11 protein-coding genes and 1 pseudogene are annotated in these 12357 nt (G+C 40.0%); 8 read left to right on the forward strand and 4 right to left on the reverse strand.

All coding sequences use genetic code 11. The annotated features are described in order from the left end of the window. Positions 1-3: 3 nt before the first annotated feature. Complete coding sequence (locus tag CDZ94_RS17935; protein WP_096439426.1) at positions 4-1134, forward strand: OmpA family protein; 1131 nt, start codon at positions 4-6, stop codon at positions 1132-1134. A 66-nt stretch (positions 1135-1200) separates the two neighbouring features. On the opposite strand, the gene CDZ94_RS17940 is transcribed toward CDZ94_RS17935, so the two are convergent. From CDZ94_RS17940 to CDZ94_RS17955, 4 genes are all read right to left on the reverse strand, one after another. Continuing rightward, positions 1201-2670: an aldehyde dehydrogenase family protein gene (locus CDZ94_RS17940; protein WP_096439428.1), complete on the reverse strand. Its 1470-nt coding sequence runs from the start codon at positions 2668-2670 to the stop codon at positions 1201-1203. 62 nt (positions 2671-2732) lie between these two features. After that, positions 2733-3845: a class II histone deacetylase gene (locus CDZ94_RS17945; RefSeq protein WP_342587636.1), complete on the reverse strand. Its 1113-nt coding sequence runs from the start codon at positions 3843-3845 to the stop codon at positions 2733-2735. A gap of 63 nt (positions 3846-3908) precedes the next feature. Continuing rightward, on the reverse strand, positions 3909-5294 hold the full coding sequence (locus CDZ94_RS17950) for an aminotransferase family protein (protein WP_096439432.1): 1386 nt from the start codon (positions 5292-5294) through the stop codon (positions 3909-3911). Between the two features lie 144 nt (positions 5295-5438). Then, the gene (locus tag CDZ94_RS17955; protein WP_096439436.1) at positions 5439-6020 is read right to left on the reverse strand and encodes a TetR/AcrR family transcriptional regulator; all 582 of its coding nucleotides are present in this window, start codon (positions 6018-6020) and stop codon (positions 5439-5441) included. A gap of 260 nt (positions 6021-6280) precedes the next feature. Here CDZ94_RS17955 and CDZ94_RS17960 point away from each other — a divergent pair, with 260 nt between their 5' ends. The 7 genes and pseudogenes from CDZ94_RS17960 (at position 6281) to CDZ94_RS17985 (ending at position 12200) form a co-directional block, all read left to right on the forward strand. Next, positions 6281-6607, forward strand: a complete 327-nt coding sequence (locus CDZ94_RS17960) for a thioredoxin family protein (protein WP_096439439.1) — start codon at positions 6281-6283, stop codon at positions 6605-6607. Between the two features lie 67 nt (positions 6608-6674). Continuing rightward, positions 6675-6881 (forward strand): hypothetical protein, encoded by a 207-nt coding sequence (locus CDZ94_RS17965; protein ID WP_096439441.1) that lies wholly within the window; start codon positions 6675-6677, stop codon positions 6879-6881. 91 nt (positions 6882-6972) lie between these two features. Continuing rightward, positions 6973-8039, forward strand: a pseudogene (locus CDZ94_RS17970) (nitric oxide synthase oxygenase). Positions 8040-8411: 372 nt separating this feature from the next. Further along, positions 8412-8552: a lmo0937 family membrane protein gene (locus CDZ94_RS21090; RefSeq protein WP_106408551.1), complete on the forward strand. Its 141-nt coding sequence runs from the start codon at positions 8412-8414 to the stop codon at positions 8550-8552. 719 nt (positions 8553-9271) lie between these two features. Next, positions 9272-10954: a SulP family inorganic anion transporter gene (locus CDZ94_RS17975; RefSeq protein ID WP_342587637.1), complete on the forward strand. Its 1683-nt coding sequence runs from the start codon at positions 9272-9274 to the stop codon at positions 10952-10954. A gap of 34 nt (positions 10955-10988) precedes the next feature. After that, complete coding sequence (locus CDZ94_RS17980; protein ID WP_096439445.1) at positions 10989-11621, forward strand: carbonic anhydrase; 633 nt, start codon at positions 10989-10991, stop codon at positions 11619-11621. Between the two features lie 15 nt (positions 11622-11636). Further along, on the forward strand, positions 11637-12200 hold the full coding sequence (locus CDZ94_RS17985) for a class I SAM-dependent methyltransferase (RefSeq protein WP_096439447.1): 564 nt from the start codon (positions 11637-11639) through the stop codon (positions 12198-12200). The last annotated feature ends 157 nt before the right edge of the window (positions 12201-12357 follow it).

Genomic DNA, 12357 nt, shown 5'->3' on the forward strand with positions numbered 1-12357 from the left:
CAGATGTACTATAACCCATTTCGGGTTCGAGCGCCGATTGGACCACCGGGAGAGCGGGTGGAAGCAGAGAGTGACGGTTCATTTACGATCGAGTTCAACCATCCAAATGGAGATTGGCGATTTATAGATGTAGAGCTGGAGGTTGTCCCTTTATCCCAGACTACCAAATTAAGAGAAGTGTATGGAGACAGGGGAGAACATCTAAGTGGTCCTTTAGTTTACCAGGTAGATACAGGAGGAAGTACATATTCACAAAAAGCCATGATCTCCCAGATAATTGCCTATGGAGAAAGTGAAGAATTTGAATTTGATATTGTTCAGACGGAAAGAAAAGAGGTACCGGATGATTACGGTGATCCCGAAGTTTGGGTCGAAACGGAATTTACCAATGATCATGAATATTTTTATATAAAGGGTGAGTCGAACTTATTTGAAGGGATGCCGATTAGAGCATGGTACTATGAATCTCCTGATGCAAGACTGCCGCAAATAATAGGTCCGCCTTACTTCACAATAGTAGAACCGGATGGAACGTTTTTATTGATCGTTCGATATACAGGTCTCTCGGAAGAAGGGTTCATCTTGGTCGAAACCGATGGATACTCTAGGAATATGAGAACGAAATCACAAGAAGTTTATGGAGGTAACTTTGAGAAAATGAGTGGGGAGCATGTGGTAAAAGAAGACGGGAGAAACAATATTCAAATAAAGTTGTACCCGGATGTGCCAGATGTAAAGGCTCCTGAGGAAGTAGAGCTTTCCACAGATGAAGATGAAACAAAAGTTCAGGTACCAGACGATGTACTCTTTGAATTTGATGAAAGTGACCTTAAGTTGGAAGCCGAGAACGTTCTAGATGAAATTAATAATATACTAGAAGGGTTAGAAGACGAGACTGAAATTAAAATTAACGGTCATACTGACAATCAAGGCGATCCGGACTATAATCTTAACTTATCAGAAAAACGGACCCAATCGGTTAAAGACTACTTAGATGAAAACGGAGATATAAGTAATCTTGTTATTGAAACAGAAGGATTTGGAGAAACAAAGCCGCTAGAATCGAATGAAGATTTAGATGGACAAAAGAGAAACCGGCGTGTCGAGATTGTGGTTAATACTAAGGAAGATTAACTATTAGGCTTTCACTTAAAGGTGCCTGACCCCCACCGCATTAACGCGGTGGGGGTCAGGCACTGTTTACCCATACCAATTAAAATGTTCATCGTTTAAGTTAACCCATACGCTCTTTGTTTCTGTGTACATGTCTATTGCTTGTATGCCTAGCTCTCTGCCAAATCCGCTTTGTTTGGTTCCTCCAAACGGTGCAACGCTATCTAGCATACTGAAGGTATTTACATAGACTGTTCCTGCTTTTAATCCTTTTGCCATTCGATGTACTCTTTTTAGGTTCTCGGTCCAAACTCCGGAAGCTAAACCATAAACGGTGTCGTTTGCTTTTTTCAAAGCGTCCTCTTCGTCTTTAAATCGAATAACGGATAATACGGGGCCAAAAATCTCTTCTTTTGCAATTGTCATATCGCTCGTGACATTTTCAAAAATGGTTGGTGTAAAGAAATACCCGTTTTCGTTAGTTTTACACCGCTCGCCACCAAGGGCAAGGTGAGCTCCTTCTTCTAACCCAGTTGCTACATATTGTTCAATACGTTCTAATTGTTGTAATGAGACTTGTGGACCCATTTGTGTTGTTTGGTCCAATGGGTTTCCAACCTTAATGTTTTTTGCTTTTTTAATAAATTCATCCATGAATTGATCATAGACACTGTCCTGTACAAACATTCTAGAGCCCGAAGCGCATACTTGCCCTTGTCCAAAATAGATGCCAAACATTGAGCCGTTGACAGCGTTTTCAATATTAGCATCATCAAAAATGATGTTTGGAGATTTTCCTCCAAGCTCTAAGCTTACAGGCTTTAGATTTTTACTTGCTGCTTGCATAATTAATTTCCCTGTATTCGTTGATCCAGTAAATGCAATTTTATTTACATCAGGGTGTGAAGAAAGAGCATTTCCTGCCTCGCTACCATAGCCCGGAACGACATTTATAACACCATCAGGGATACCGGCTTCTTGAAAAATCTTCACCATTTCTAAAATACTAACTGGTGTTTGTTCTGCAGGCTTAATAACGATTGTGTTTCCAGCAGCTAGTGCAGGAGCTAACTTCCACATTGTTAACATAAGTGGAAAGTTCCATGGCACGATTGCACCGATGACGCCTAAAGGTTCTTTTAGTGTGAAATTAAACCGATCACTAGGAGAAGCCAAGGTCTCTCCTTGAACTTTATTGGCAAGACCCGCATAAAACTCTAGGACATCAATCATAGCAGGAATAGCAATAAATTTAGTTTCCTTAATAGGAAGACCGTTTCCTCTAGACTCTATTTCAGCTAAATCATCTGCTTTTCTCCATAATTCTTGAGCAACCTTATTTAATAAGCGTCCCCTGTCACTAGGAGACATTTCATGCCAAGGCCCAGATTCAAAAGCTTTTCTTGCAGCTTTGACTGCTAAATCAATATCATCCGCTCTTCCTTCAGCAACAATATCATTTACTTCTCCTGTAGCAGGATTAAATGAATTAAAGGTTTCTCCAGATACAGAATCTACCCATTTTCCGTCAATAAATAACTGGTATGAACGATTCATAGCATAGATTTCTCCTTTTCATTAAAAATAGTGTAGAGACTCTAGTAGTTATCCCTGTAGACCTAGGTTACTTTTCGGTATTCAGTCTGTATTCTACTAACCTTATCAACGGCTTCTTTTTGGTTATTAGCCAAAACATCGGATGGAAGACCTCGGATTGCTTCACTAAATGGATCTTGACTTACTTTACTCTGTAAACCACTTAATGACTCTATTATTCTGAGAGTGCAAAACGGTACGTATGAGGGACTATATCCACCTTCATGGCAAGCGACTAATCGTCCATCACAATGGCGCTCGGCTAAATGTTTTACAACTGACGAAATCATACCGAACCCATCTGCAGTTACCATCATTTGAGCAAGAGGGTCAAAAACACTTGCATCTTGTCCAGCTGACACAATGATGAGCTCTGGTTTAAAATGATCAGCTATCGGAACAACGACAGTTTCTAACGCATATATGTACCCTGCGTTTCCGGTCCCTGCCGGTAAAGGTATGTTAACATTGTATCCCTTTCCTTCACCTTCACCTATATCTTCAGCTGACCCTCTATCAGGTGGGAAGTTATATTCTTGGTGAAGAGAAACGAATAGTATATCAGGGTCATTATAGAATGCACTTTCTGTCCCATTGCCATGGTGAACATCCCAATCTAAGATCATGATTCTTTTTAACCCATATTTTTCACGTGCATAATTTGCGGCAATGGCTACATTATTAAATAAGCAAAAACCCATCCCTTGTTCTTTTTCAGCATGATGGCCTGGTGGCCTTGTAAGTGCATATATATTATGAACCTTTCCTTCCATTACCTGGTCAACAGATGTAATGGCTCCTCCGGTAGATAAAAGAGCGATTTCATAGGATCCTCTTCCAACAAGTGCTAGTTCCCCTGCATCTCCCCCAGTCAAATTACTTAATTGTTTCACCTTGTCGACATAAGAGGGTGTATGATTTAACTCAATTTCTTCTCTTGTAGCTTGCCGGGGGGTGATCACTGATAAATGTTTAATGAAACCGCTTCGTTCTAATAAGTTTTTTACGCGTCGTTTGCTTTTAGGGTTTTCGCCATGTTCATCAGCTTCTATCCACTCACCAGGAGGAAGAAATAAAGCTCCGTTACCTGTATCATGCCAAAAGTAGCTTTCATCATATAAAAATCCGGTTTTCACTTTGATAGACTCCCTTCTAAACTAATCTGAAATCATAACAAGTGTTCAAAAATAGCGGTTACCTTATAACACTTTCGTTTCAAATGCATGAATGGAGTCAGAAAGTCTTTCAATGATTGTTTCGATATCTCCTTTAGTAGCGATTAAAGGAGGGGCAAGTGCAACAGCATTCATTCCGCCAAAGGAAAGAGGTCTTAAAATGAGATTTCTGTTCAAGCATTCTTCTACAACTTGTTGTGCAGCATGTAAGGCCGGGTCAAATGCTTTACCGGTGTCACGATCTGCAAACAGTTCGATGGCCCCTAATAATCCTGTTGTTCTAGCTTTTGTTGTCACCTTGTGTTTCTCTTCAAGATACTTTAAGCCTGTTAATAATTCTTCACCCATGTTTTTGGAGTTATTAACAAGGTTTTCATTTTCTAAGATTTCAAGGTTTTTTAATGCAACAGCACAGGCAGTTGGGTGTCCGCTGTAGGTAAAGCCATGGAAGAATACGTCGTCTGACATTTCTGCTAGTTCGTCCCTAAGTTCTGGTTTAAGCAGAACGGCACCAAGCTGCATATATCCACTTGTGATTCCTTTAGCGACGGACATTAAGTCCGGAACAACTTCCCAATGATCTACACCAAACATTTTTCCCGTTCTACCAAAACCACAGATAACTTCATCTGCTATCATAAAAATGCCAAACGTATCACACAATTCGCGAACCGCTTTAAGGTATCCTTCAGGGGGAATGTTAATTCCGCCTACTCCTTGAATAGGCTCTAAAATGACGGCAGCAATTGTTTCTGGACCTTCTTTTTCGACAATGCCTCTAATACTGTTTTCAAATTCAGGATGGGAATGGTCTCCTTTTTCACAAGCAGTTAAATAAGGTTTCGCGTGCAAAAAGCCTGGAGCTGATGAAGTAATCATATGGTCAAATTCACGGACACCTGTTGCACTCGTAGCTCCCATCGTTACGCCGTGATAACTCAAGTCCAGGGCAATAATTTTAGTCCGTTCTGGCTTCCCTTTTAGTTTCCAATAATGCCGAACCATTTTAAAGGCAGTTTCGTTAGATTCAGATCCACCAGAGGTGAAAAAGCTTACATCGAGGTTACCAGGAGTTAGATTGGCAAGCTTCTCTGCGAGTTGGATGACCTTATCATTAGAGTTATTGAAAAATGAAGATCCGTAAGAAAGCTTCATGATTTGTTCCTTAGCGACTTCAGCCATTTCTTCGCGTCCATAGCCGATATTTACATTCCATAATGAAGAGACACCATCGATATAAACGTCATCGTACACATCTGTTACATGAATACCTTTTCCTTCTTTAATGATCAATCCAGGGCCAGTTTGTTGATGCAATTTTAGTGGGGTCGTTGGATGAAAATAGTGTGCCGTATCTAACTTCTTCAAGTGTTCAGGTTGACTTGTTTTTTCTACAACATGTTTTTTCACTTCACATTCTCCCCTTTCGAAAATTTTAACTGACGAACGTCAGTCAGTTTTGATTGTACAAAACTTTCTGAATATTATCAATATAAAGTTGATCTTTTTATTCCTTAGGGAGAATGTCTTCAATTAGGAGTATGATGGAATTTTCTACTTTACGATCCCGCGCCAATAAATTTCCCAAGATATTTTAAATCTTTTTTCAAAGCTTTCAAGGCTGGAGTAAACTAATTCAACTAGCAGCCCGTCAATAAAATTGAGAAAAGAAATCGTTCCACTTTCTGCATCTGTCATTAAACAATCTTTACGAGAAACAAATACTTCCTCTATATAATGATGTAACTGTTCATAGTAAGTAAAAACTCTTGAAATTACGATTTCTTGCAAGTGGTTTGGAGGTGTAAACATCATTTTAAGCAAAAACTTTATATTACTTTCTCCATCAGATATATATCTTTCTTTTAAATGAAGAATAAAATGATACAAGGTGTGATAAAGCGATTCATTTTTTTCACGGGAAAAATAATCACTTAACTCGATTATTTCGTCGTTTATGACTTGGTTCATCACTTTTAAAAATAAATCATCTTTATTTTTAAAATGGGCGTAAATCGACTGCTTTTTAATCCCTACTTCATTCCCAATAGCGGTAAGGGAGGTGCTATCATATCCATATTCAACAAAAAGAGTTAATGCGCTCTTTTTAATTTTGTTTGCTGTTATATTCGTCATTGTTTCCCTCCTAATCGTGCTAAATCCTATATGAAGATAGTAATATAAGAAATAATTACGTTATAGCTCGTTACTTTCAATTTACCATTGAATGCGAGTGATATCTATCCAAACAAATAGAAAATTCTCGATTGCCCGATAACCAAAGGATGTATATTTTGACACCGTAATATAAAGTGAGGCAGCGCAAATGTTTTACATACAATCTTCTTTTAGTGTTTAATTTAATTGGATGATGTAGTGTAGGAGGTCATTAAAAAATGAAAACCATTCAATCTCTTGAGCATGCAAATTCAATCTTAAAAGAGGAAAGGGCAGTTCTTGTGCTTTTAAAATCTTATAACTGCTCTGTATGTGATGCCGTACAAGTTCAGTTAACTGAGTGGTTGAAAGGCCGAGCAATGCTTACCGTGTTGAAAGCACAGATTGAAGATGTTCCGGAAGTGTCAGGGCAATGGACTGTTTTTACAGCACCGAATCTTGTTTTATTCGTTGATGGGAAAGAAATATGGCGTGGTTCTCGGTTTATTCGCTGGGAAGAGCTTGACGATGTTGTGGGGTGCTATATTGACAGCGGTAAGAAATGACTTACATTTGATGAAAACATTGTAATGATAAAGGGAGGTAGTCATTTTTAATGAGGTGAGTGATAGAGTGAATTTTATACACTGGTATGATTTCATAACACCGACAAGTCCTTTTGCTGCGATGTTTTTTGGTATTTTACTTACGATGATCATTGCTTTGAGCATGTGGTTTGAGTCGAAGAGCGCGAAAACGTTTCTGTTTGCTGCGCTAAGTGGTTCGGGTGCGACTGTTTTATTTGTTTTCCTATTAACTGCGTTTGGTGCTTACGGCTAAATTCCGTACTCCATTTTCTTTTCCTTGCAGGGCGCCTTCAAGTATAATACGTATTAATGAAGTATTGAACGGTGGAGATAAGAGAATGGTTATGGAATACCTCAGAGAAAGTGCACGGTCTTTTTTGACTCAGTGCTATTATGAATTGGAAAAAGAAGAAAGCTTGGCTGTTCGGTTAGAAGAAGTGGAACAGGAAATTCAAGAGACAGGTACGTACACTCAGACAGCTGAGGAAATGAGCTATGGCTCAAAAATGACGTGGCGTAACAGCAACCGATGTATTGGTCGATTGTTTTGGAGCATGCTAGATGTGTTTGATGCGATAGGCCTTGATACAGAGGAACAGGTTTTCCAAGCTCTTTGTCAACATATTGAATACGCTACCAATGATGGACGGATTCGCCCGACGATTACGATTTTTCCCCAACGAAAAATGGCAGAGACCGGGTCCGAATTTGGAATCATCAGCTTATTCGTTATGCTGGATATGAAACGGATGGTGGTGTGATCGGTGATTCGTGGTCGATCGAATTTACGAAACAATGCCTGGCGTTAGGTTGGAAGAGCGAACGAACTGATTTTGATGTCCTGCCAATGGTAATTCAGGTCGATGGGGGTGACCCAAAGTGGTTTGAAATTCCTGAAGACTTGATTTTAGAAGTGCCCATTCGTCATCCAGAAGAAAAAAGGATGGAAGACTTGAACGTAAAATGGTACGGAGTCCCGCTTATTTCGGACATGCTTCTTGAAATTGGTGGAATACAATATCCGGCAGCACCATTTAACGGCTGGTATATGGAAACTGAAATCGGCGCACGCAATTTAGCTGATACCGATCGTTATCATCTACTTCCAAAAGTTGCTTCGATTTTTGACTTAGATACGTCTACGCTATGGAAGGATCGTGCTTTAGTTGAATTAAATCGTGCTGTACTTCATTCTTTTAAAGAAGATGGTGTGAGCATTGTGGATCACCACACAGCAGCAGAGCAGTTCCGCCATTTTGAAAACAAAGAGAATGCATGCGGGCGTGCGCTTACGGGTAAATGGGATTGGCTTATCCCACCAGTCTCGCCTGCAACGACACATATTTTTCATAAAGAATACGATGACCGTATTGTCACGCCAAATTACTTATATCAAGAGAAGCCTTATTGAGTTGTGTCAATAAGGTTTTTTGGAAAGAATTTATAAGAGGACAGCTACCTTCCCATCGCTCGTCTCAAGGGAAAAGTATCCTTGAGACTTTAAAACATGCGAGCTGGCGCTGTTTTTAATAAAAGACCGCTATGCGTTTTTTCTTAGAAAGTCTCCAGGCGTCATCGATTCGTGTCAAATAGCTGCCCGATCAAAAGTAAATGCGTTTTTATCGTCAGAACATTGGCCTGTTGACGATAGGCCAGCATCTTGCGCTTTTTTTAAAGATTCATGACGCACCGGTAGCGCGGTTTTAAAAGCTTGTCAGAAGGGAATGATAGAACTACCTGAAACCCTTTATTTTCTAAGTGTCTAATTAAGGAGGTCAAATAAATGCTATGGACAATTATTGGTATTTTGATTGTACTTTGGTTATTCGGCCTGTTACTTGATTTGGCGGGCGGTATTGTTCATCTTCTGCTTGTGATCGCGCTTATTGTATTGATCGTAAAAATGATTCGCGGAAGATCATAGTAAATTCATTATAAAAATGAGGCATGAGATCCAAAAGGGTATAACCTGTTTGGGTCTTTTTATTTGTAGAGAGTAAATCCTAGAAGAGAAGTAAATACTGCTTTGATCGCATGAACGAAAAATCATTTAACCTTCCTGAGATGACATCGTTTATGTTTCTATTATTTCCTAACTCCAAAATGAGAGTTCATCTTTCCTATACATTTGTGCAGTCACAAGTCGGACATGTTGAATATGCTAATGGAAGAGAGCATGTTCGGAGGGATACAAAGTGATAGGGAGAATCATTTGGTTGATTCTATTATTGTGGGCTGTTGCGATTTTAGTTAGTGTTATTGGAGGATTTGTGCAAGTAATAATCGTGATCGCACTTCTCTACTTCATCTTTCGAGTCTTTAGTCATGTGGGGAAGTAGAGCCTGAAGGTACAGATATTAATCACCTTGTATACAGGTGGGGGTATATTGACAAACTAAAAACAGTGCTCTAACATACATGTAGGGGTATCTAAATTGAGATCCCCTATTTTTACAGCCGTAAATATCCCCCTGTAGGTATAAGGGTTCGAGGGACAAAAGTTCAAGGGACAGTCCCCGCACAATTAAGCAGCAAAAGTTCGGGGGACAGTCCCCGCACAATTTTGGATAGACTAAATTGTGATTGATTTTTTTGTTAAGGTATTTTATTTAATTAAGTAAAGTGATGAGAGGGGGAGTTTATTTGAAGAGGTTGAAGCATTGGTTTCCTTTATTTGATACGTTATCATCATATAATATTCAGCGTGATTTACGAGGAGATGTGAATGCGGGATTGATTGTGGCGATTATGCTGATTCCTCAAGGGATGGCTTATGCGATGCTTGCGGGATTGCCGCCTGTAATCGGCTTATATGCATCGACAGTTCCAATTCTTATTTATGCCTTGTTCGGGACGTCGAAACAGCTGGCAGTTGGTCCTGTGGCGATGGTTTCTTTGCTCGTTTTTTCTGGTGTTTCTGGATTGGCCGAGCCCGGATCAAGTGAATACGTATCGCTTGTCTTTCTGCTGGCTCTCATGGTTGGTGTGATCCAGCTATTAATGGGGGTATTGAAGCTTGGCGTTGTGACGAAATTCATTTCCCATGCTGTTATAAGTGGATTTACGTCTGCTGCAGCAGTGATCATTGGCTTTAGTCAAATGAAGCATTTATTAGGGATTGAGTTGGCGGCGTCAAACAATGTCTTTCTTATTACCGGAGAAATAGTCACCCGGCTAAACGACATTCACTTGCCAACACTCTACATTGGGTTAGGAAGTATTTTGTTATTAGTTGTACTTAAAAAAAAGCTAAAAAACTTTCCAGGTCCATTAGTCGTTGTTGTTTTAAGTATGGTTACAATTTTTGTGTTCAGCCTTGATCAAATAGGTGTGGCCATTATTAGAGAGGTGCCAGCGGGATTACCACCACTTTGGTTCCCCCCTTTGGAGAGCACTCTTGTTATGGCTCTTCTCCCGACTGCCATTGCGATTTCGATCATTGGTTTTGTCGAGTCTTATGCGATGGCAAATGTAATCGCTACAAAAGAAAAATACCACGTCCACCCGAATCGTGAACTATCAGGGCTAGGATTATCAAACATTGGCGCTTCGTTTTTTTCTGGATATCCGGTTACAGGAGGCTTTTCACGTTCAGCTGTAAACTATGAAGCAGGGGCAAAAACTCCGTTAGCATCTGTTATTACCGCTATTCTTATCTTGATTACGCTGCAGTTTTTTACGTCTTGGTTTTATTATTTGCCTCAAGCAGTTTTAGCTGCGATTATTCTAGTTGCAGTGTATAATTTAATAGATGTAAAAGAAGCCGTTTATCTTTGGAAGGTGAAACGGATGGATGGGATTACGCTTGCCGTTACCTTTTTTTCGACTTTATCTTTTGGTATTGAATGGGGAATAGGGATCGGTGTGATTTTCTCACTCCTCGTCTTTTTATATCAAAGCAGTAACCCTCATATTGCAGAGCTTGGGTACGTACCTGAACTGAGGAGTTATCGAAATGTAAACCGTTTTAAGGAAACGATACGTGAAGCCCACATAATAATCATACGTATTGATTCTCCGCTGTATTTTGCTAATATGGAAGTTATTAAACGTTTTCTTCGTAATCAGTTACAAAAAAAGCCTAGTGTGGAACAGGTTGTCCTTGATTTTTCCGGAGTCAATAACATGGATGCTATCGCTTTAGTTAAACTAGAAGAGTGGATCCGTACAGAGAGAGATCATCATCAGAGATCCACAACGCTAGTAAATGTGAAAGGTCCGGTGCGAGATATGCTGAGTAAAGCAGGATGGACCTACAAATTTGGTGAACATATACAATATCCAACGCTTGAAATGGCGGTGGATGACTTAAGAGCAAAATTTTAATGTTAATTATCAAAAGGTGAAGGAGAGGTTTGGCATGGAGTTAAGAGATTTGAAACAAAAAAATATTAATTTTCAAAAGAAATGGCTAAAAGATGATCCTCATTTTTTTGAAAAAATGAAGGAAGGACAGGACCCAGATTTTCTCGTAGTCGCATGTAGTGATTCACGTGTGTGTCCGACAACGATTACAGATATGCCACCAGGGCACATGTTTATTCATCGCAACATTGCAAATCAAGTCGTTGAAAGCGATGAGAGCTTCGAAGCAAGTCTTTATTATGCGCTTGTTCATTTGAAGGTAAAATATATCCTGATTAAAGGTCATACAGGCTGTGGTGGAGTACAAGCTGCTTGGGATCATAATGAAGAAGACGGATTGAAAAGTTGGCTTGCCCATGTGAAAAACAGTCTCCCAACCGACCGTGAAAGCCGCGATTGGACTCCTGAGAAGCTGTCTAAATTTAATGTTCTTCATCAAGTGGAAAAACTAAAAGAACATCCGGTTTATCAAAAGTATGGAGAAGGTGTTCCTATTATTGGTGCTTTGTTTGATTTAGGTAGCGGAGAGCTGGACGTGTTCGATCTTGATACGTTGACTAACGATTCCTCAGCATTGAACGAAGTAAAAGATCGTCTATCGAACAACGCCACACGTGAAGCTAGGTAGTCAGGAGGAAGCACGATGACTGGAAAACGATTTAATCCAGAAAAAGCAGATCGACTTCTCGACCCGAAACGAAAAGCGTTAATTGATGCAGAATGGGTCGCGGAGCTACTATCATTAAAAGCTGATGATCCAGCAGCAGATCTCGGAGCGGGAAATGGTTACTTTACCCTGCCATTGGCAAAACGAACCTCCAATGATGTTTATGCTGTCGATGTCGAGCCGGAAATGCTCGGACTCCTTGGCGTACGAGCTCAGGAGGCAGGCTATGAAAATATCGGATTGATTGAGTCCGACCTAGAGGAAATCCCACTTCCGGATCAATGTATAACGGGTTTAGTTGCGGCGTTTGTCATGCATGAAGTTCCAGATCGGGTAAGAGCCTTCAAAGAGATGAAGCGATTGCTAAAAACTAGCGGAAAAGCTATTGTTATTGAGTGGAAGAAAGAGCAATTTGAGATGGGGCCACCGCTGTCTGAACGTCTTGAATCAGACATCTTAATTCATGACATCGAAGCAAGTGGGATGACTGTAAATAAGGTCCACAATCTTGATCACGTCTATGTTATTGAAGCTAAATAAGGAACAGCCCAACCTCCCAGTAATTATGCTGGGAGGTTTTTGTGCTACAGGCAGTCGCTTTCCCTCCCTGCTCTCTTATTTCAAAGAAAGTCGTAAATCTACCTTCACATAGAGCATAACCAAAAAAGCTTGAGTCTGCCGACTGCAAAATGTTCAT

The organism is Alteribacter populi (assembly GCF_002352765.1).
GTDB classification, from domain to species: Bacteria; Bacillota; Bacilli; order Bacillales; family Salisediminibacteriaceae; genus Alteribacter; species Alteribacter populi.